We start from the raw sequence: 22,278 nt of genomic DNA on the forward strand, positions 1-22,278 counted from the left end.
CGACACGCGGAGGAAGCTGACGCCATCTTGCACTGCTTCTTGCTGCCGTGGCCATGCTCGCTCAAACCCCTGAACCGCCGTACTACGCCGTGATCTTCAGCAGTCTACGGACGCCGGAGGATGGGGTCGGCTACGCCGCAACGGCGCAGCAGATGCTGGAGCTGGCTGCGGAGCAGCCGGGCTTCCTCGGCGTGGAGTCCGCTCGGGCTGAGCTCGGATTGACCGTGTCGTACTGGAGCAGTCTGGAAGCCATTCAGCAGTGGCGGGACGTGGCCGAGCACCGGCTGGCCCGTGCGCGGGGCCACAAGCGCTGGTACCAGGCCTTTCAGGTCCGAATCGCCCGGGTGGAACGTGAATACGGTTGGAGCCGGCCCGGACGCGGCTCTGACGGCCCGATAGCGCCAGCCGATTTTTGATCGTCACCCCCGGGGCGGTCCGGGCGTCGATGTCCACCGATGTCAGGTGTCTGAAATGTCCTACATTCACGCCCGACCGTACCTATGGTGGGGCCAAAAGCCCGCCCGATAGACTCGATGCAGCGTCGATAGGTGCTCGGCCACAGCGGTGGTGGAGTGGTGACCGTTCGGTCGAACCGGACTGGGCACGATGACCCGGATGGGCATCCCGAAGCGACAGGCCCAGGGACAGGCAGGGACGATTGGTGCAGCCATGACGATAGAGCGAGCAGCGGTACAGCAGACGGTTATTGCAGTGGTGGAAGAGCTGCTGGATGCCATTGACTCGGAGTACGAGGAGGCGGTCTCCGACGCGACCTGGCTGATTGCCGATGGAGGCTTTTCATCCATCGACTTCGTCCAGATGACGGTGATGATCGAGGAGCAGCTGGGCAGCAAAATCGGTTTTCAGGACATGCTGATGCAACAGGGTCAGTATGTGGATGACCTGACCGTCGGCCAGGTGGTCGACTTCACGGTCGATCGGCTGACCCATCCGCAGGCCGCGCAGGCAGCAGCGCCTGTTGTGGCCCCAGCGGCTACTCCGGTCGATGTGACCGGCCCCCGTGTGACGGAAGAGGACGTGGCCGCATTCTCGCGCCTGATCAAACCGCGGCGGGTGCTCCCTGCCACCGGCGCGAAGAACAAACGGGCCGTGTTTATTCTGTCGCCGCCCCGGTCCGGTTCGACGCTGCTCCGGGTGATGCTGGCCGGCAACCCGGCGCTGTTTGCGCCACCCGAGCTGCATCTGCTGTCTTACGCGACCATGAACGAGCGCCGCGAGGATCTCAGCAACGAGCACAGCGAACATTTGCTGGATGGCACCGTGCGCGCATTGATGCAGACGCGCGGTTGGACCGGCGACCAGGCCCGCAGATTCATTGCCGATTGCGAAGACAGCGGCATGAGCACCCGTGAATTTTTCGGCGTGATCCAGGCCGAGCTGGGTGAGCGCTTGCTCGTGGATAAAACGCCGACCTATGCGTTTAGCGAAGACATTCTTCGACAGGCGGAAGCCTGCTTCGATGACGCGCTGTACATCCACCTCACCCGGCACCCCTGCGGCATGATCCGCTCCTACGAGGAGTCGAATCTGACCCGCATGATGCCGCTGCTTATGAAGAACAGCGAGTTCTCCATGTCGGCCTTGGCCGAGATGATCTGGCTGGTCAGCAATCGCAACATCCTGTCGTTCGGCGAGTCGGTGCCAGCCGAGCGCTGGTTCTCGGTGTCGTATGAGCAGGTGGTCAGCCAGCCTGAACCCAGCATGCGCCGGTTATGTCAGTTCCTGGACGTCGATTACCACCCCGACATGATCAACCCCTACAGCGACAGCAAGTCGCGCATGACCGATGGCGTGGACTCGGCCTCCAAGATGAGTGGCGATCTGAAGTTCCATCTTCATAGCCAGATCGACCCCAACGCCGCCACGCGCTGGCAGCAGTTCTGCTCTGAGGACATGCTCGGTGCCCAGACCCTGGATCTGGTGGCGAATCTGGACAGCAGCCCGGCGAGCGTCCGGCTCTAGACGGGGCGGCCGGCACGCGCGACGCAGGCTTAGCGCGCGCTGTAGCCGCCGTCGACCATCATCAGCTCGCCCGTGACGAAGCTGGATTCGGGGGAGCATAGCCAACGTACTGCGTTGGCCACTTCCACCGCAGTCCCTGGCCTGCCAGCGGGGTGCAGCTTGATGAAAGCCTCAGCCTTGGCCCCTCCCGCCTGAACCGTGCGTGCGCCAAGCCCGGCGTCGATCAGGCCGGGACAGACCGCATTGCAGCGGATGCCCTGACCGGAGTAGGCAACCGCAATCGATTTGGTGAGTCCCGCAATGCCATGTTTGGTTGCGGTGTACGCGGCGCTGGCTCCGCCGTTTACGCCCAGGATGGAGCAATTGTTCACAATCGCACCACCACCGGATGCCAGCATCAGCCTGACGGCCTGTTTAAGGCAGTTGTAGGTGCCGTCCAGATTGACTCGCAGGCAGGCGTCCCAGATGGCATCGTCGGTCTCCAGCAGGGGCGTGCCGCCGCCACCGATCCCGGCATTAAGAAACGCGCAATCCAGGCGGCCGTGTCGTTTTCGAATGGCCTCGAACAGGGTGCCGACGGCGGCTCGATCTGCCACATCGGTCGCCTGAGCCCAGGCCCGTTGGTCATCCTGACAGCGCACCCGCAGGGCCTCGGCCGTGCGCTCGGCGGCGATTGCGTCCAGGTCGCTGACCACGACGGTGTCACCTGCATCAACGAACTGCTCTGCGGTCGCGGTGCCAATGCCACCGGCTGCGCCGGTGATCAAGACGATGCGGGACATGATTACCGCCCGGCCTGATGCTGGAAAAAGCGCCAGATCTGCTCCGTGGCGTCGAAGCGCCCGGGGTTCGGCCCCAGCTTGCTGGCCAGAAACGTTTGACCCCCCGGCCATTGGTGCCCCGTGTCGGCGACGGTGCAGGCCAGAACCGGACGATTGCTGCTGCAGTTGCGGTACCGGCGACAGTCCGCGCCGCGCGTGGCCAGCGCATCCGATGTCTCGGCATCACATCCATTGCGACCCAGCAGTGCCTGCGTCATGTCACGTAGGGACGCGCGGTAGCTGCCATCGTATTCGCCGCCCAGCAACGGTATGCGAGGGTCGTCGGCTCCACGTATCAGTAGGGCTGGTACGGCGCTGGGTCGCGGGCACCGTTCCAGCATCAAGGGGCCGGCAACCGGGGCGATGGCGTCGAAGACATCATCGCGTTCGCAGACAATGCGATGCAGCAGCATGGCGCCGTTGGAAAATCCGGTGCCATAGGTCTGGTCGTTAGCGATGCAGGGGGCCGCTTCCAGCGTGTTCGTTAGCTGTGCGATGAAGCCCACATCATCGAATTGCTGGCGGGCCGGGCGGCCACAGCAGCTTCCGGCATTCCAGGCGCGCCAAATGCCATTGGGCAGTGCCAGCGCGAAGCGTTCGCTGCGCGCCAGCGCCATCAGCCCACTTTGCTCGCCGAAGCCTTCGCCCGTTCCCCATCCGCCATGCAGCCCAACGACCAGCGGTACGGGTCGATCGGCGTCGGCGCCAGCGGGCATGTAGAGCAGGTAGTGTCGGCTGCGGCCATCATGCTCAAGGCTGAGCGACTGCAACCCGCTTTCACAGGCGACGGTCTCGGCCGCGATCGCGCCCGAGGGCTGTGCGCCCAGACAAGCCGCAAGTCCTGTCAGCGCTGACAGCAGTGCCAGCCGACGTATCAGGCGCATGCCGCGGCTGGCCGTGGGGGTGCCGCCCGGTGCCGGGTCGGTGGTTCAACAGCAACGCCTAGCAGTGGCGCCAGCGCGTTGAGTACGACCCGGGGCGCGCGTGCTGGGAAGAAATGGCCTGCATTCGGGACGGTGACATAGCGCGCAGCCGGCAACAGCTCATGCAGGCGCTCACCGCTGGGACGAACCCGCGAGTGCTCGCCATACATCAGCAGCACGGGCATCGAGAGCCCGGCGATGGCTTCAGGTGCAGCGCCGTCGGTGGAGACGAATTCCTCGCGGGCTGTTGTCTCCCGCAGCAGGCGCAGCCAGTGCCGGGCATCGCGTCCATTGCCGCGGCGATCGGCGAAGGGAACGAAATCGTTGGTCACGCGGCTGTGGATACCGGCGACACGACGCTCGGCCACGGTCTCCAGGAACCGGATGCCGATCTGCTGCTCGGCTGCCCAGTCGATCTCGGTGACGTCCCCGATCAATTCCTGCTCGAACGGCGTCAGGTGGGCGCAGTCTGCCAGTCGTAATGTCGGCTGCAGGCAATTGATCTTGGCGTCCAGCAGCGCAAGCTTGGAGACGCGGTGGGGATAGCGCACCGCGAACTCCAATGCCACCGCGCCCCCGAAGCTGTGCGCAACGATCGGTGCCTGGTCAATGCCCAGGTGATCCATGAGTGCCAGCAGATCGTCGGCCTGTTGGCCGGCGCTGTAGCCGGATGGGGGCGTTGCGCTATAGCCGTGGCCCCGGAGGTCGTACAGCGTGAGACGAAATCGGTCGCGCAGCATGGGGGCGAGGCCGGTAAACCAGAACGCACGATTGGCGGCTAGACCGTGGACCATGATCAGGTCTGGGCCTTCGCCAAACTGCTGGTAGGCAATGCGAGTACCGTTTGTTTCGAGGCTGGCCATAGCGAGCGTTCCCGGGTCAGGTGGCTACAAAGTCGACCAGTTGGCCGACACTTAAGTCTTCGACGTAGCGTCCGTTGTGCATCAGTAGCTTCTCGAACGGCGCGTCCTGCTGGCCGAGCGCTTCCTCGATGGCCACGACCAGTTGGATGATGTCGATGGATTCGAATCCGAGGTCGGACAGCAACTGGGTCTGGCGAGAGATGTCGCCGTCGAAGTCGGTGTCCATGTCCTGCAAAAAATCTTCGAGGATGGAGACGATGACGCCGTACAGCGCGTCTGCGTCCTGTGGCTCGCCCGATGGTGGCTGTGCAACGGCCTGGTGCATGCTGTCCTCCTGTGCGCACGCCCGGATCTGGGCGCTGTGCTTGTTGTTGTCATGGTCTGTCGTTATGCCGGCGCGAAAGTCGGTGTAGGCAGGGGCGGCCGGTTTGTGCTGCTGCGGTCCGCCGCCAGGCAGATGGCCAGCACTGCCGTGGTGTCTTCGAAGTACAGGGTGACGTCGTGGCGTACAGACCCATGCGTCACGGCCGCGCGACTGGGGTGACCGCCGCGTCGGTCAATGGCGATCAATTCACAGTCCCAATCGCGGGGGCGGCCTTCGAGGCCTGTGCCCACAGACTTGGCGGCGGCCTCTTTGGCTGCCCAGATCGCCACGGCAATACGTGGCTGGTCGCTGACGGGTGCGTCGTGGATGCTGCGCGCTTCGCGCTGGGTCATCGCGCCCCGGATCAATTCCTCCACCCGGACCTGGCCGATGCGCTGGTAGTCGATCCCCACCGCCACTTCGGCAGCCGTGGCGATGGCGTGACGGCGGCTATGCGCCAACGAGATATGGGGCGTGCCAACGGGTTGAAGCGCCGCGCAGTGGACTGATGGCGCACCCAACTCGTCGGTCAGAATCTCAACATCGGCCGGTGCCAGGTGCAGGCCGTGTCGCTGTCTTGCCCATTCCCGGACGGCATCCTTAACGGCGATACGGCCCATCAGCCATTCCTCGCGGCGCGGGCCGGTAACCGGCAGGTTGTAGAACGTCGCGCGTTCATGGCGAGAGAGCGCCATGTGGGCCAGCATGCGCTTCCAGATTCCCCAACCCTGATCGAGAAAGCCCTCTTCGAACGGCACCAAGCGCCGGGTCACAATGCCATCGCCGCGTCCGGCCTCGTGCTCGACGGAGATGTATTCCGATTGCGGACGCAGCCGGTAGTCGTAGTAACGGTCAGGGACCGAGAACTTGCGGTCTTCCCAATGCTCGCAACGCATCAACAACTGCCCGTCGGGGGCGATGAGATCGAAGGCAGCCTCAAGACGCTGTGGGTCGGTGAGCGCCAGGTCGCCGCGACACACCACCTGAGTACCCGACGGCGGCGGGGCGGCATAGGGCGTAAAACGCCCCAGGCGGAACGGAAAGCAGTTGAAGCCCCAGCCGTGTTTTTCGGTCAGCCAGTAGCCTGCCAGTTGCCCGGCGGCGTCCAGTAGGGCGGGGTCAAGCTGAAACTGCGGGGTTTGCGTAAACGCGAAGTAGTCGTGCGTCGGTAGCACCAGCATGTCGGCCTCGATGGCCTCGTCGGCCCAGCGGCGCAGGTGACGGACACCTTGCAGGCGCGGTCCGTGGAACATGCCGTGGGCATAGAGTTCTCCGTCCGGATTGCTGCGTGCGCTAAAGGCTTGCGCGGCTGTCCAGGCGCGTGGTGTCGGAGCGGGTTGCCAGTTGGTGCCCAGGTGGACGATGCCCTCGAACACCAGAACCTGTCCGGTGGGGCGGTCGGGTGCATCCAGGAACAGGCGGACCCGGACGGTGTTCGGCCCCTGCCGCTCGGCCTCGATGTTCAGGGTGAGGGTGCCGTCATCCAGCGCCAACCAGCGATGCCCCCGAACCTCTTCCATCGCCACGACTCGGCCGCCGGCCAGCCGGACCGCTGCCTCGGCCAGAATCTCCATGCTGAACGTGAAGGGCATGACTGGCAGGGGCAGCAGACTGGGGTCGACAGCTGACGGTTCCGAACCGATGGTGTGGTCCATCAGAAACGGGTCGTTCTCCAGCGTGTACGTCCGCTGGCTCAGCAGTCGCTGATCGCTGCATTCGATGAGTTCGCCCAGCATCGGAAATGCGGCGCGATCGAACTGGGGCGCCTGCGCCGTGGCGGCGGCAGGCGCGGCCGCGGGCGGATTGGACCGACCCATTGCAACGCTTGTGTCGGTCGGTGCAACCGGGACGGATGCGGGCTCGACGCCAAACACCCGGGCCTGTGATTGCAGGAACGACTGCATGAGGTCGAAGTGACTCTGCAGGGCTTGCAGCCTGGCATCCGCAGCCGCTGGCGCCGGCTCGGTGGGCGCCAGCGTGGCGTCAGCGGGTGCGGCATTCGCCGTGGCGGGAATCGGTTGCCTGCTGGCGTCATCCAAGGGGGCAGCGGGTGTGGGGTTGCCGTCGGCGGCCGCCACGGGGCGGCGTTCGCTGAGCGGAATCACCTTGTCGACGCTGGGCAATGCATCGGGCGGCAGGTCCGTTGAGCGTCGGTCTAGCCGTTTGGCCGGCGCCCAGTCCTCCGGCAGCTTGAGCGCGGGCAGATGCAGGTTGAGCGATGGCTTGGGCTTGGCCGGGGCTGGAACCGTGTCCAGATCCATGTCGGGAATGTCCCGGTGGCGATAAAGCGCGTCGAGCTGAATCGGTACGCCTTGGGCAAAGAGCGTGGCCAGCAGGGTTTGGAACTGCTTCATGCCGCCACGCCGGCGCGAGTCGCAGGACACCGCAACACTGGGGTGACGCTTGCCGAGAATGTCTCCGACGAACGACGTCAGATTGGCGCTGGGGCCGACCTCGACGAAGACACCGACGCCGTCATCCGCCAGGCGCTGAACGGTGTCTGAAAAGCGCACTGTCGTCGCCCACTGGGCGCAGGCCAGATCGCGGATGGCGTCGGGGTCTTCCGGGAACGGCGCGGCCGTGGCGCAGCTGTAGACCGTGGCGATGCCAGGCCCCATGTCGGTGTCGGCGTAGAACTGCCGAAAGGCCCGGGCAACGGGCTCAAACCGTTCGGTGTGATAGGCGCGTCCGAACGGCAGCATGGCGCAGACCGCGCCGGCATTGGTCAGTGCGGTCGAGGCTTCTTCGACCACGCTGCGTTGCCCGTACAGCACCACCTGATTCGGGCAGTTATCCATGGCCACGATCAGGGCATCGCCAAAGGTCTCCAGCACCTCTGCGCGACGTTGCGCATTCATGGCCCCAACGGTGAGCAGAGCGCCTGACTCGATTTCGCCCTTGCGATCGACATCCTGGTAGATCGCGTTCATGCGGCGAATGGCATCGGCCAGGTCGATGCGCGAGGCGGCGCGGAGCATCTTCGAGGCCACCAGTGCGGTGTTTTCGCCCGTGGAATGACCCAGCATCACGTCGGGTTGGATGCCCAGGTCGCTCAGCAGGCTGTACAGCGCCATGCTGGCGGTAAACACCGTTTCCGAGGCCAGATCCATGTCGTAGATCCGGGCCTCCAGCTCGCGGCGGGCGAACCCGGGCAGACCGGTCGGTACCGGATAAATGACCTCGCTGGGTTTGATGTCCCGATGATCCGAGGTGGCATCAATGAAATCGAACCAGTCCCGAATCTGCGGGAAATGCATGGCCAGTTCAGCCAGCATGTTGGTGTATTGCGCGCCTTCGCCTGGAAACAGAAAGGCGAGCTTGCCGGGCGCATCACCCTGACCGTATTGCACGCCTTGCCGGGTCTTGAAGGGCTGGCCGGCCGGTAGCTTGTCCAGGGCGATCTGAAGGCGCTCGATCAGCTCTTCACGGCTGGCCGCGACAATGGCGAGGCGGTGCTCGCCCTGGCTGGGTGCGGTGGCGCGCGCAATGGTGGGAAGCGTGAGTGTGGACTCGCCTTCGACACGCAGCTTGAGCTTGCGTGCCGCTTCCACCAGTGCCGGGTTGCTGGGCGCCGCCAGCACGACCAACTCGGTTGCGGACGCGTGCAGCGCCGTAGCGCGAGGCCTGGTCGCGCGCCCCGCACCCGTGTGGGTGTCGGTGGGGACGTACTCTTCCAGAATCGCGTGTGCGTTCACACCGCCAAAGCCGAATGAGTTCACACCCGCGCGACGTGGATGGGCTGCACCATGCACCCAGGGACGCGCCACGTTGTTGATGTAGAACGGTGTTTCTTCCAGGTGCAGCGCCGGATTGACCTCGTCACAAAGCGTGGGCGGCAAGACCTTGTGGTGGAGTGCCATCGCCGTCTTGATCATGGCTGCGGCCCCGGCGGCGGGGATGCAGTGGCTGATCATCGATTTGACCGAGCCGATACCGGTGCGGGGCAGGTCGGCCTCGGCACTGCGGGCACCGAACACCGCGCCCAGCGACTGGATTTCGGTCTTGTCACCCAGCGCGATGCCCGTGCCGTGGGCTTCGATTAGACCCACGGTAGACGGGTCGATATCGCAGGCAGCGTAGGCGCGTTGCAGGGCCAGCACCTCACCTTCGAGCCGGGGCGCCAGCAGGCCCTTGGCCTTGCCGTCGGATGAGGTGCCCAGGCCGCGAACAACCGAGTAAATCCGGTCGTTGTCGCGCTCGGCGTCGGATAAGCGCTTGAGCACCAGCATGCCGGCACCTTCACCCAACAGGGTGCCGGAGGCGTTGACATCGAATGGCCGGATATTGCCGCGGGTCAGGGCGCCGAGCTGACAGAAGATCATCATCAACTGTGGCGGCGTGTGGGCCTGGCAACCGCCCGTCAACACCATGTCGCAGCGGCCGGAAAACAGTTCACGGCAGGCCGATTCGATGGCGATGAGCGATGACGCGCAGGCGGCATCGAGGATGTAGTTCGGACCCATCAAATCCAGGCGATTGGCAATAATGCCCGTGGTGACATTCGGCACCAGGCCGGGCGACATCTCCGTATTGAAGGCAGGCAGTTGCTTCTTAAGGCCTGCGCGCAGGTCGGCAATGTCCGATTCGGCCAGGTCAGGTCGTAGCTGGCGTACGACGGCTAGGGTCTGGTCGACCATCATTCCGTGCTGCATCAGCGTGGTGTAGCCACGGTTGATGTATGTGCCGCGACCCAGGACGATGCCGGCCTTCTCCCGATTGAAGCTGCGGTCGATGTAGTCCGCATCACGCAGGGCGTCGCGGGCCAGTCGCAGCGCCAGATAGTGGTCCGGCTCCCCGCCATCGACCGCTGCCGGCATGATCCCGAACTCCACCGGGTTGAACTCGGCCAGGTCGTGCAGGAAGCCGCCCTTCTTGGTGTAGATGCGGTCGTTTTCGCGGGAGTCGGCGTCGTAGTAGGGGCCTAGCCATTCCTCATCGGCTTCGCCGACCGCGTCCACGCCGTCGACGATGTTCTGCCAGTACTGGCGCAGGTCGCGGGCGCCGGAAAAACAGCCGGACAAGCCGACGATGGCAATGGGTTCGGGGAAACGGTCTGCAGACATGGAAGCACTCACTGCTGGGCACCGGTCAGGCGGTTGAGGGCGCTGGTCATCGTGCCTTCCATGTCCTCGCAGGCCAGGCGTAGTTGTCCCTGGGCATCATGGAAGTACACGTCATAGGCCACGGCGGCGGCATGGGGCGCCTCACGCATGCGCCAAGTCACCTGGACGGGGCCCTCGATCGGCCCTAGCCCGAAGCGACGCACCCGGCCAAACCGGCTGGGCAGGGCGGTGCGATCGTGGTTGACCCGCGCCCAGACAATGGCCAGCTGCGGACCCACATCCAGCAAGCCGGGATCGAACAGCCACTGGCCGCTTGCCTGCTCAAGCCACTCAGCTACCGGCGCCGGGCGTGCCAGTGCATCGATGCCCTGCTGGGTCACTGCCTTCACGGCATCGACCAGCTGGAAGCGGGCCTGATGGAACAAATGCTCGGTGTAGAGGGTCGCGGCATCGTAGGCCGGGCCGGTGAGTGCAGCCGGTGCATCCAGCGCCGGGGCTTCGGGCAGATGGGGTGCGAGGATGACGGTGGCCTTGTACAGCGCCTGCTTGCGAGCCGGGTCCTGAATCTCCACCGCAATGGCCTGCGATCCCGGGTCGGAGTGGGCCGCCGCCCGCGCCTTGATATGGACGGCGCGCTCGCCACCTTGCAGCGTGACACCGGCCAGCGCACGCAGATCCCGGACTTCGATCACCGTCCAGTCAGGCCAGCTGGCCGCCGTGAACTCGGCCATCCATTCCAGTGCACCGGTGGCCGGCAGCACGGGGGTGTCGTCCAGGCGGTGATCGCCTAGATACGGGTCGGAATCCAATGTGAACTGATGATCCAGGGTCATGGATCCGCCGGGGCCCATGCGTAGCTCATCCCGCAGCAGTGGCAGCCCGGCCGCACGGGATTCGGAGGCCTGCGCCGGGCGCTGCGGGGCCGGCCAGGGGCCTTCTCCGACAATCACTTCAGCGCAGCCCGTGCCACGGCCTGCCAACAGGTCCATGAACCGCTGGCAACCCGCTGCAAGGGGAATCGGGATGATGCCCTGTTGGCGGAACTTGGCCTTGACGGCCTCCGATGCCATGCCGGCATCCCAGGGACCCCAGGCAATCGACAGCACACGCGCTTCGGGCCAGCGTGCGTCCAGCTGGCAGGCTAGGCGCGTCAGGGTTTCGTTGGCCGCAGCGTAGTCACCCTGGCCTTGATTGCCGTAGCGGCCCGCCACGCTGGCGAAGAATACACAGAGCTTGAGACCGTCCGGGCGCAGCTTGTCCGCCAGCGTCAGCGCAGCGGACACCTTGGTGTCAAAGACACGCTGGAAGGAGACGTCGGTCTTGTCACGGAACAGTTTGTCTTCGATCACACCTGCTCCATGGAGCACGGCGTCAATCCGACCGAACTCCTCGTAGAGCTGGTCGATTAAGGCGCCGAAGCGGTCGCCGTCGCCGACGTCGCAGCGACGGTAATCGACGATGGCCCCCGTGGATTCCAGTTGCTGGAGATTGCGACGAATTTCGCGGTCGGCCAGCAGGCGGTTGACCTGACGTTGCACATCGGCAGGTTTGAGTGGGGTGCCTGCGGCACGGGCCTGGTCGATCACCGCAGCCTGGAGCGCATCGTCCGCAACGCCTGCAAGCGCTGGCGCCTCCTCGGTCGGGAGCGGGCTACGACCCAGCAGCACCAGCCGCATACCGGGGACGGCCAGGCGCTGGACGATGGCAGCGGTAATCCCGCGGGCGCCGCCGGTCACCACGGTCACCCAATCGGCCTGAGGTGTCACGGCCGGCGCCGAGTCGCTGTGGGCGGCTGCGGGCAGGGTGCCAAAATCCAGGCGGTCTCCCGCCTGATAACCCGCCTCGAAGGCCTCATCGCGGCTGGCGACCTCGGCGAGTGCCCGGCTGGCCATGGCGTCAAACGGTGCGTTGGTCTCGAAATCCACGGCACGGGCAATCAGGCCGGGATATTCCTTGCGCAGGCAGTTGAACAGCCCGTTGGCGGCGCCGGCGATGGCCGAGGCGGGGGCGTCCTGCCCATCACGGCCGAATCGGCCACCCAGCTGGCTTAGCGAGATGACCTGTAGTCCATCGAGTCGCGGCTCCAGCCGGCGCAGGGTTGCCACGAAATCGAAGAAGGCCGCGCGTGCACGCTCATCCTCGGTTTCGCAGCCTGAGGTATCGATGACCCAGCGCAGCTGGTCGCCGGCCTCATCGGCGTTAACGATGACCTGGGCGCCGCGGTCGCCTGCGGCGTTCCGGATGGCCTGGCTCAGCTCGGTGTCGGGACCGGTGACCAGCAACTGCCCGTCGAGCGCATCGGGCAAACCCGGCGCCGTGGTGGCCGTGGCGGTCATGGCATAGATCGGTGCGGTGTCGGTCGCGGGATCGGCCTCAGGATCCGCCTCGGGGTGGGCCGAGGTGTTGGTCGCGACTTCGGCAGCCTTGGCAGTGGCTGCTGCGGCCGGCGAGGGGGGTGTCATCGCGGAGTTGCGCGCCTCATCCTGGCTGACCAGATCGATGATCATTTGCAGGGTGCGCGCCTGGGTAAGCACCTCCATGCGATCGGCCATTCCCGTCGCCAGCGCGGCCGGTAAGGCCTCTTGCAGCGCGCCGATGATCTCCACGCGTTTGATGGAATCAATGCCCAGCTCGGCTTCCAGGTCCTGGTCCAGACCCAGCATGTCTTCCGGGTAGCCGGTGCGGTCGGCGACGATGGCCAGCAGTCGGGCGCTGACATCCGGGGTCGGCTCGTTGGCGGCGGGCGTCGCCGCGGCAGGCGCCAGGCTCGGGACATGGCCAGACTCCAGGGTGATCGCCGCATCCAGAATGGCCTGCAGGCTGCGGGCCTGGGTGTAGCGCTCCATGTCGGCCTGCATCTGTGCTGCCGCCTCGTCGGGCAGCGTTTGTTGCAGCTGGCCGAGAATCTCCACGCGTTTGATGGAGTCGATGCCCAGCTCGGCTTCCAGATCCTGGTCCAGGCCCAGCATGTCCTGGGGGTAGCCGGTGAGCTCGGCGACAATGGACAGCAGGCTGGTCTTGAGATCAATGGGCTCTGCGGCCTGTACGGAGGCAGATGACGGTGCCGTCGATTCGACGGCGGTGTCGGCCGTCACCAATGGGGTGGCCAAGTCGATCAGGGCCTGCAGGCTGCGGGCCTGGGTGAAGGCCTCCATGGTCTGCTGCATGGCCTCCGAGGCCTCGGCAGGCAGTTGTTGTTGAAACTGGCCGAGAATCTCCACGCGTTTAATGGAGTCGATGCCCAGCTCGGCTTCCAGATCCTGGTCCAGGCCCAGCATGTCCTCCGGATAGCCGGTGAGCTCGGCAACAATGCCGAGCAGGGCGGCACGCAGGTCCAGGGCCGGGGCGGCGGCCGGTGCACGGGCGGTGGCCGCGGCTGTAGTCGCAAGACCCGGCAGGGCTGCCAGCTCGGTCTGAATGGCGTGCAGTGTCCGGGCCTGGGTAAAGCGCTCCATTCCGGACTGCATGGCCGCTGCGGCTTCTGCAGGTAGCGCCTGCTGGACAGCACCCAGCACCTCGACGCGTTTGATGGAGTCGATGCCCAGCTCGGCCTCCATGTCCTGATCCAGGCCTAGCATGTCCTCGGGGTAACCCGTGAGTTCGGCCACGGTGGCCAGCAGCAGCGCCTGCGTGTCCAGCGCTTGGCCGGGGGCGACCGCAGCCTCAGCTGGGCGGGGTTCAGCAGCCGGGGTCCCGGCGGTTTGCTCCAGCTTCGGGCTCAGGCGATCCAGAATGTCTCGCAGGCAGCGGCTTTGGGTGTAGTTCTCCATGTCATCGGCCATGGAGGCTCCGAGCGCGTCGGGCAGTGACTTCTGCAATGCCCCGAGGATTTCCACGCGTTTGATGGAGTCGACACCCAGCTCGGCTTCGAGATCCTGATCCAGGTCGAGCATGTCGTCGGGGTAACCGGTGCGCTCCGAGACGATGCCAAGCAGCAGCCGCTGCAGCGCCGCGCTGTCGAAAGCGGCGGCCGCGTTCGCAGGTGCAGCAGGTGGTGGGGTGTCCTGAGCGGGTGTTTCGGCCGCCGGCGGTGTGACTTGCAAGGGCGCCAGCGCGGGCGCCACCGGCAGGGTCGGGGGTTGCACGGGCAGGGATGCTGCGGCTTGTTCCGGTGCAACGGCCGCCGTGTTACCACCGGCCAGATACTGCTGGATCACGCGTTCCTGCAAGGAGAGGAATTCGCGCATCGTCTGCTGGTAGGCCGCCAGCGCCTCACTGCTGCCGGCTGTCTGGACGGGCCGGGTCGCCGCCGAAATAGGCTGCGCCGCCTGGGGCACGGCCTGCGTGGTAGCCGGCTGCGGCGGGGTCGGGCGGCTGGCGGCTTCGCGCAAGGCCGCCTGCTCCAACTGGGCCCGCTCGGCGTCTTCCCGTTGCAACGGTGGTTGTTTGCCCATGCGCAGAATCGGATCGTCCATAGGCCGGGCGCAGCCGCCGGAGAGATACCAGGTCGTTGGTGACAGCGCCGCTGGCTTGACCAGCTCGGCCAGACGGTCAAGCTGGATGCGACGGACAGGGCGTCCATCAAACAGTCGCGACAGGCGCATCGAAACGCCGGCTGTCGTCAATTGCCCTAGCGCTGTCAGCAGCCCTCGCAGGCCACCGCCGTTGGCATCGAGTGCCACGGTCGTGACGGCCTGGTCGGCCAGCGTCTGGCGAATCATGTTTGAGCAGATCGACTTGGGGCCAATCTCCAGGAACAGCTGGATGCCGGATGCGTGCATGGCCTGGATTTCGGACACGAACTCCACCGGACTGAGCATGTGCCGCTCCAGCTGGGCGTACATGGCCGCCGGAGTGTCGGGATAGGGTGCGCCGGTGGTGTTGCTGTACACCGGGAACTGCGCTGGGTTCAGGGTGGCCTTGCGAATCGCCTTGGACAACGGTTTTTGTGCCCCGGCAACCAGCTCGGTGTGGAACGCGCCGGAAACCGGCAACACGCGCGTGGACAGGCCTTGCTCATTCAGGGCGGTGGCCGCGCGGTCGATGTCGGTCTTGGGTCCTGAGATGACCGTTTGGGTCGGTGCATTGTGATTGGCCACCGACAGCGTCGGGAAGGCCTTTAATGCGGCTGTGACCTGTTCGCGCTCCGCCTGCACGGCGGCCATGCCGCCCGGTGTGCCGGTTGCCGATGCCTCGGCCATGACGCGGCCGCGCAGTGCCGACAAGCGCAGAAAATCCGCGTCATCCAGCACACCCGCGGCGGCCAGCGCCGCGTACTCACCGTAGCTATGGCCGGCGGCGGCCTGCGGCTGGATGCCCAGGCGGCGGACCAGGCGCGTCATGCCCAGTTCCAACGCGCCGATGGCCGGTTGGGCCACGCGGGTGTCGGTGAGTGCGGCGGCCTGGGCCTTGCGGCTGGCATCGTCGAAGGCGGCCTGGGGCCACATCAACTTGTCGAGCAGGGCGTCGAGCTCGTCACCCAGCACCGAATGGGCCCGGGTGATGCCGTCGCGAATATCGGGCAGGAAGAGCGCGGCCTCGCGCCCCATGTTGACGTACTGCGCACCCTGGCCGGGGTAGACAAAGCCGACCTGTGGGGCCTGGGCAGGCACCTGGGTGCTGACGACAACATGCGGTGGCAGCGGGCGTTTGCTATCTCCCTGCAGTGACTCCAGTGCGACTTCCAGCCCTTGGACGAGCCGGTCGTAGTCACCGGCGACAATGCTGGCGCAAGCCGAGGGGAATTCGTTGCGCTCCATGGCCGCGTCGGCCTGCATGGCCAGCGAATAGGCCAGGTCGCGCAACGGCAGGTTCGTACCCTGGCGCAGGGCGGTGATCAGCCGCCCCAGTGCCTGCGACAGCTCATCGGCGTTGGCAGCGCGTAGGACGAAGAGTTCTTCGGTCCAGTCTTGGCCACCGACCGGGGCTGCTTGCGTATCGAGTTCGCCGTCGTAGCCTTCGAGCACGGCGTGGAAATTCGTGCCGCCGAAGCCAAAGGCCGAAACGCCGGCGCGACGGCGCTCGCCCGGCCGGGTCAGCCAGGGCTTGGGTTCGTCCAGCAGATAGACCGGTGATTCGGGGTCGGCGATGGTGTCGATCGGGTCGTCGACGCCGACATGGGCCGGCAGGATCTTATGATGCAGCGACAGGGCAATCTTGATCAGCCCGGTGACGCCCGCGGCCGCTTTGGTGTGACCGACGATGGTTTTGACCGATCCCAGTGCCACCGTCTGGGCGGGGGCGCCCTCGGCCCGCAGCGTCCGGGTGATGGTCTCGGCCTCGGCCTTGTCGCCGACCGGCGTTCCGGTGCCATGCGCCTCGATCAGGCCCAGGTCGGTGGGTCGGAATCCGGCCTTTGCGTAGGCCCGGTCCAGGGCGCGCATCTGGCCTTCGGGTCGCGGCGCGGTCATGCCCAGCGCCTTGCCATCCGAGGATCCGGCAACCGACTTGATCACCGCGTAAATGCGATCACCATCGCGTTCGGCATCGGCCAGGCGCTTCATGACCAGCACCGCCGCACCTTCTGAAATCACGATTCCGTTGGCTGACTTGTCGAAGCTGCGTGCCGTGCCTGTGGGTGACAAGGCCTGGGTCTTGGAGAAGCACAGATAGCCGAACGGGCCTTGCACCGTGTCCACGCCACCGGCCAGCGCAACATTGGCGCGACCCGATTCCAGATCGTCTACCGCCAGGCTTACGGCAGCCAGCGATGAGGCGCAGGCGGCGTCGACCGTGAAATTGCGGCCGCCGAAGTCGAGGCGATTGGCCACGCGACCGGCCGCGACGTTTTGCAGCACACCGGCAAAGGATTCCTGCGTCCATTCCGGCAGCCGGTCCCAGACGGCGTCAGAGGGTGCGTCGACAAAGCGGGGAATCTCTGCACGCACGCCGTATTGCATCCCCAGGTCACCGACGCCGCCGCCAGCCCCGAGCATGATGCTGGTGTTCTCCCGATCGAAATCACCATCGGCATAGCCCGCATCGCTGAGCGCGCGATGGGTGGCTTCGAGACAGAGCAGCTGCATGGGGTCGATGGACTTCATCGACTTTGGCGGGATGCCAAAGGTCAGCGGATCAAACGCGATTTCGTCCAGAAAACCGCCCCACTTGGAATACACCTTGTCGCGGGCGGCTTTGTCCGGGTCGTAGTACAGCTCCCAGTCCCAGCGCGACTTGGGCACGACGTCCGTGACCTTGCGTTTGCGCAGCACGATGTTCCAGAAGTCATTCGGATCATCTGCCTTGGGTAGCAGCGTGCCGATGCCGACGATGGCGATATCGGACGGTCGGGCCTGCGCGCGGCGTTCCTGGCGGGTCTGCCGCCATTCGGTTAAACGCGCCGTGGCCGCCGTGCTGACCGACTCATGCAGGGCTTCAATGGTCTGGACGCCGTCGGCCAAGGTGGCGACCTGGCCGATCATGTACATGCCATCGCGATGTTGATCGTCATCGCTAATCGAGACGATCTCGCCCGAGGCATCGCGATTCACGCCTTTGCTAGCAATACGCAGGCGGCCCAGGTTCAGGTCTTCGAGCACTTCGGAGATCTCACTGGCCGGCGCGCCCTTGGCGATCAGGCTGCGCCGGGTGTCGAAAAACTCGCGTGCAAAGCGGGTATCGGCGCAGCGGCTGGCGTGCCCCGGGCCGGTGGCCAGGCTGACCGTGCGCTGGCAGGCCACGGCTTCGGATTGGAAGCCCGACACGATGGCGCCGGCCTGGACAATGTCCTGGGTGAATAGATACGCCGAGCCCATCAGCACGCCGACCTTCATGCCGCGTTCAACCAGTGGCGCCGCCATGGCAGCGACCATGGCGCTGGACAAGGCATCGTGGATGCCGCCGGCAAACAGCACGTGGATGTCGCCCGCCTCGGCGGGTTTGCTGTGCTGAAGCAGCACGTCGATCATCTGCTCCCAAAGCGGGAAGCTCGCAATCGGCCCGATGTGGCCGCCACATTCCCGGCCTTCAAAGACGAAGCGACGGGCGCCTTGCTCCAGGTACATCTTCAGCAGTGCTGGCGCCGGCGCGTGGATATACGCAGGAATGCCTTCGGATTCGAAATGTGCGGCCTGGTCGGGGCGTCCGCCGGCGATCAGGGCATAACTGGGCTTGCAGGCCAGCACGGCCTTGATTTGTTCCTCGCGCAATTGTTGGGGCACGAAACCCAACAGGCCGATGCCCCAGGGGCGATCGCCGACAGCAGCCCGTGTGTCCTCGAGTAGCTTGGCGACTTGATCGCCTCGCATCAGGGCCAGGGCCAGCATGGGCAGCCCCCCGCCTTCGGCGACCCGGCGAGCGAAATCCGCCGAATCCGATACGCGGGTCATCGGGCCCTGCACCACGGGGAACCGCGTGCCATGGGACTGCGCCATTGCCGCGTCGGGTGCGAGCGCCGCCTGCGCAGCGGCCTGTTCGATATTGCTTTGGGAGCGTTGCCGCAGCGCCTGGATGACGCGGCCGACCGTCCGTAGCGAGCGCAGGGTCGTGGCCACGCCAATGCCCTGGCCGATGGGCGCGAGTTGGTGCGGCTCATCCCAGCCCAACAGGGGGCGCAGTTTGGTGGACCAGCTCTGCTCGGCCCGGCTATCGGCTTCGGCGGCCTGCTCCAGCGATTCGACATCCGTCCATAGGGTGTGGCGTGGCGGGCCGTAGACCCGGGCGGTTGCGCTGAGGTGTTCTCCGAGCAGGCGGGTTTCCCCACCGTTCAGCCGGGCCAGGGCTGCCTGACGATCGGCATCCAGCGGCGACTCGCGCAGCAACAGGCACTGGTCGTCCAGAACAATGCCGGCAGCGCCCGCCAGTCGGCAGGCCGCAGCGGTGTTGAGTCCGACCCCGCCGCGAACGAACAGCGGTTTACTGGTCTGTTTGAGCGCTTTTTGCAGCAGGATGTATGCGGTGTCGTCACCGACGAATCCCGGTGCTTCGTGTCCCTTCAGGACGTAACCATCGGGCTCGCTGGTGCAGGTGTTCAGCTGCTCGGCGTGGGTGACCTCTAGCCAGACCTGTTCGGCACCGGCGCTGCGTAGCTGCACCAATGATTGGCAGGTGCGTTGGATATCCCCGTGGATGAGCACAATGGTGAGCGAGCGGGGCGCCGCCTGCTGCATCAGGGCGACGGCCTCGTCTGCCTGCTCGGGCAGGATTCTCAGGCCCAGGGGGCCGTCCGTTGCATCCAACGCGCGTGCCAGTTCGCGGGCGACGAGATCGTGGTCGCTACAGAATTCGCAGTCGATGAGACCGATGCCTCCGGCCCGAGCGGCCGCCACGGCGATGGCAGGATGATCGAACCCGGCCGGGCTGAGGCAAAGAATGTCGAATGGGGTACGGGTCATCGTGGCGACCTCCTGTTGCAAGCCCCCCCGGGCTGGCAACGTGCTGAGTCAGAGAAAGAGAGGCGCCCACCGATGGACCGGGTCGGAGCCCGTCGGGCTGTCCGGTTGCGGTGGGCGGGATGAGTCATGGCCGGGGCGACGCGCATCAAGCCGCCTGCTCGTTGGCCGGAATCGGATGGTTTCGCGGCATCATCTGGCGAAAATGCAGCGCAAAATCGCGTTGCCGCTGTCGCGTTTGCCGATCGGGAATGGCAAACCGGGGCAGGAGCAGGTCGCGGATGCGTTCGGCCACCTGCGCTGTTGCGGTGGCGAGATCGACGCCCGGCGCCAGCAGCTCGGCGAGGACGGGATCACGGCGGATCAGCGAATCGTCATCTCGTAGTGCCGCGCGGAAGGCACGGATAGCCTGCTCAAAAAAACCTTGCTGCGCATAGATCAGGCCTTGGCGTTGGAACACGGCATGCGCACGTGGATGCGTTTGCAGCAGGCCCAGCAGGGTTTGTTGTGCGGCTTGCAGCTCGCCCCTGGCGATCTGGGTATCGGCCAGGCCGTAGAGGGCGGGCTCCAGGCTGGGTTGATGCGTCAACGCCTGCTGGTAGGCCTCGCCCGCGTCGGCCTCTCGGCCAAGGCAACGCAGCGCATCACCTGCCAGAACATGAAGCCGGGCGGGTCGGGCTGCGCTGGCTGCCGCGGCCTGGAAGGTCTTGGCTGCGGCCTTATAACGTCGATCGGCGGCCTGGACCCGACCCAGCCGCAGCCTTGCGATGAACGATTCCGGACGATCCTTGACCACAGCCTTGAGCAGGCGCAGGGCTTTGCGGATCCGGCCGTCATCGACATAAATTTCGGCGAGCATGAGCCGTGCGGCGATGTGGCGGGGGCGTATTTCCAACACCTCGCTCAAGGCGGCCTCGGCCGCCTCGACCTCGTCGTCTTCCAGCGCCAGCGCGGCGAGCATGAGCTGGCCGCCGGCGAGATTGGGGTCCATGTCCAGCGCCCGATCCACCTGACGGCGTGCACCGGCGTGGTCATCCTGTTCGAACTGGATGCGGCCGATTTGCAGCGGGGCAGGGGCCAGCCGGGGGTTGATCTCCAGCGCTCGCTCGCAGGCTTCCACCGCCTCGTCGTAGCGTTTGCCACGGGTGTAGATCATGCCCAGCAGCAACTGCCCGAACGCAAATCTCGGCTGCTCTGCCAGCCGGCTGCGCAGGATGGCCTCGGCCCGATCCAGCGAACCGGACCGGATATGTGCCGAGATTTCGCGCACGAGCATCACCGATGTGTCGTCGTCGGGCACGGACAGATCAGGCTCGGTTGGCATGGCGCACCACAGCTGGTGAGGGTGCATCTAGTCAACCGCGGGGCGCGGATCACCAACAATGGGAAAATTCTGACAGACCCGTAGGACGGCCAGTACGGCGGCTGACAGCCGACCGGTAAGCGCTGTCGGGCGTCATGCCGGCGAATTGTGAACCAAGCGTTAACGTCGTCGAAAAGGCGCTAATAAGCGCAGATCAGGCTCGAACATCTCGGGGCTGGGTCCAGTGCCTGGCGCAGGCTCGTGACTGCCGTCACCAGAACCAGCCGAGCGGCAGGGGACAAAACAGGCCCGGTTTGGCTATACTTTGGCCACGTGAATCCTGCATCTCCTTGCGGTGCGGATTCATCTGGAAGCGGCCGCCCTTGCGTGGCCGCTCTTTCGTCGGCGGGGTGACTCACCGACGCAAGTCGACGCAGGAGAGGTGGCAGAGCGGTTGAATGCACCGGTCTTGAAAACCGGCAAGGGTGCAAGCCCTTCGTGGGTTCGAATCCCACCCTCTCCGCCACTGCTCGGCGGTGAGAAGAATCGATCCAAATTTATTGGACACATAACACCGGGCATTGCTGGAAGCCGCTGCCAGGCGTCTTCCTGTAGGGCCCGATCCCATTCCCATCCCAATCCGATCTAGGGACGAGTTCTCATGAATGCAGACACGTTGATCAAGACCGCCCAGGCCATGGTCGAGCCCGGCAAGGGCGTTCTGGCCGCTGACGAAAGCACCGGCACCATTAAAAAGCGCTTTGACTCGATTAACGTCGAATCAGTCGAAGAAACGCGCCGCGCCTACCGCGACATGCTGTTCACGACGCCGGGCATGGAAGATTTCGTCAGCAGCGTGATCCTGTTTGAAGAAACGCTGTACCAGAAGTCCTCGGACGGCACGCCGTTCTCCAAGCTGCTGGCCGACAAGGGCGTGATTCCGGGCATCAAGGTCGACAAGGGTGCCAAGCCGCTGGCCGGTGCCGAAGGCGAAACCGTCACCGAAGGTCTGGATGGGCTGCGCGAGCGTCTGATCGAGTACCGCAAGGCCGGTGCCCGGTTTGCCAAGTGGCGCGCGGTGATCACGATTGGTGACGGCATTCCGACCGACTATTGCATCCAGGCCAACGCGCATGCGCTGGCGCGCTACGCCGCGCTTTGTCAGGAGCAGGACATCGTCCCGATTGTCGAGCCCGAAGTGCTGATGGACGCCGACAACAGCATCGAAGTCTGTGAAGACGTCACCTCGCGCACGCTGCAGGCCGTGTTCGCCGAACTCGACCAGCAGGGTGTGCTGCTGGAAGGCATGCTGCTGAAGCCGAACATGGTGATCTCCGGCAAGCAGTGCCCCACGCAGGCCGATGTGCAGACCGTGGCCGAAGCCACCGTGCGTACGCTCAAGCGCTACGTGCCCAGCGCCGTGCCGGGCATCGTGTTCCTGTCGGGCGGTCAGTCCGACGAGCTGGCCACCGCCCACCTCGACGCCATGAACAAGATTGGCGATCTGCCCTGGGCGCTGTCCTTCTCCTACGGTCGTGCCCTGCAGGCGCCGGCACTGGCTGCCTGGGGTGGCAAGAACGAGAATGTTGCTGCGGGTCAGCGGGCCTTCTTCCATCGCGCCAAGTGCAACTCGGCGGCGGCCAAGGGCGAGTACACCAGCGCCATGGAACAGGCGGCCTAAGGCCTGCC

Annotated in this window: 10 protein-coding genes and 1 tRNA gene; 4 read left to right on the top strand and 7 right to left on the bottom strand. The window is 65.5% G+C overall.

All coding sequences use genetic code 11. The features are described from left to right. Nucleotides 1-53 precede the first annotated feature (53 nt). Together DEH80_RS15955 and DEH80_RS15960 are read left to right on the top strand one after the other, a co-directional pair. Nucleotides 54-416: an antibiotic biosynthesis monooxygenase family protein gene (locus tag DEH80_RS15955; protein ID WP_109721520.1), complete on the top strand. Its 363-nt coding sequence runs from the start codon at nucleotides 54-56 to the stop codon at nucleotides 414-416. Nucleotides 417-669: 253 nt separating this feature from the next. Beyond that, nucleotides 670-1,983, top strand: coding sequence for a sulfotransferase (locus DEH80_RS15960; RefSeq protein ID WP_165831521.1), 1,314 nt, complete (start codon nucleotides 670-672; stop codon nucleotides 1,981-1,983). Between the two features lie 29 nt (nucleotides 1,984-2,012). Here the strand turns inward: DEH80_RS15960 and DEH80_RS15965 are convergent, their stop codons facing one another. The 7 genes from DEH80_RS15965 to DEH80_RS15995 all read right to left on the bottom strand — a co-directional run bounded on the left by DEH80_RS15965 (nucleotide 2,013) and on the right by DEH80_RS15995 (nucleotide 20,610). Beyond that, the gene (locus tag DEH80_RS15965; RefSeq protein WP_165831522.1) at nucleotides 2,013-2,765 is read right to left on the bottom strand and encodes an SDR family NAD(P)-dependent oxidoreductase; all 753 of its coding nucleotides are present in this window, start codon (nucleotides 2,763-2,765) and stop codon (nucleotides 2,013-2,015) included. Nucleotides 2,766-2,767: 2 nt separating this feature from the next. Then, nucleotides 2,768-3,688, bottom strand: a complete 921-nt coding sequence (locus DEH80_RS15970; protein WP_109721523.1) for a CE1 family esterase — start codon at nucleotides 3,686-3,688, stop codon at nucleotides 2,768-2,770. Further along, nucleotides 3,679-4,590, bottom strand: a complete 912-nt coding sequence (locus DEH80_RS15975; protein WP_109721524.1) for an alpha/beta fold hydrolase — start codon at nucleotides 4,588-4,590, stop codon at nucleotides 3,679-3,681. The genes DEH80_RS15970 and DEH80_RS15975 overlap by 10 nt, the downstream gene beginning before the upstream one ends. A 16-nt stretch (nucleotides 4,591-4,606) precedes the next feature. Then, the gene (locus DEH80_RS15980) at nucleotides 4,607-4,915 is read right to left on the bottom strand and encodes an acyl carrier protein (protein ID WP_109721525.1); all 309 of its coding nucleotides are present in this window, start codon (nucleotides 4,913-4,915) and stop codon (nucleotides 4,607-4,609) included. Between the two features lie 62 nt (nucleotides 4,916-4,977). Next, nucleotides 4,978-10,017, bottom strand: coding sequence for a type I polyketide synthase (locus tag DEH80_RS15985; RefSeq protein WP_109721526.1), 5,040 nt, complete (start codon nucleotides 10,015-10,017; stop codon nucleotides 4,978-4,980). Nucleotides 10,018-10,025: 8 nt separating this feature from the next. Beyond that, nucleotides 10,026-19,289, bottom strand: a complete 9,264-nt coding sequence (locus tag DEH80_RS15990; RefSeq protein ID WP_109721527.1) for a type I polyketide synthase — start codon at nucleotides 19,287-19,289, stop codon at nucleotides 10,026-10,028. Nucleotides 19,290-19,434: 145 nt separating this feature from the next. Further along, a complete protein-coding gene (locus DEH80_RS15995; RefSeq protein WP_165831523.1) occupies nucleotides 19,435-20,610 on the bottom strand; it encodes a tetratricopeptide repeat protein in 1,176 nt (391 codons plus the stop codon). A gap of 415 nt (nucleotides 20,611-21,025) precedes the next feature. On the opposite strand from DEH80_RS15995, the gene DEH80_RS16000 reads away from it, so the two are divergent. Further along, nucleotides 21,026-21,115, top strand: a tRNA-Ser gene (locus DEH80_RS16000). A gap of 135 nt (nucleotides 21,116-21,250) precedes the next feature. Further along, entirely contained in the window at nucleotides 21,251-22,270 is a 1,020-nt protein-coding gene (locus tag DEH80_RS16005) for a class I fructose-bisphosphate aldolase (RefSeq protein ID WP_109721529.1), read from the top strand. Nucleotides 22,271-22,278: the final 8 nt, after the last annotated feature.

The sequence above is a fragment of the Abyssibacter profundi genome (genome assembly GCF_003151135.1).
Classification (GTDB): Bacteria; Pseudomonadota; Gammaproteobacteria; order Nevskiales; family OUC007; genus Abyssibacter; species Abyssibacter profundi.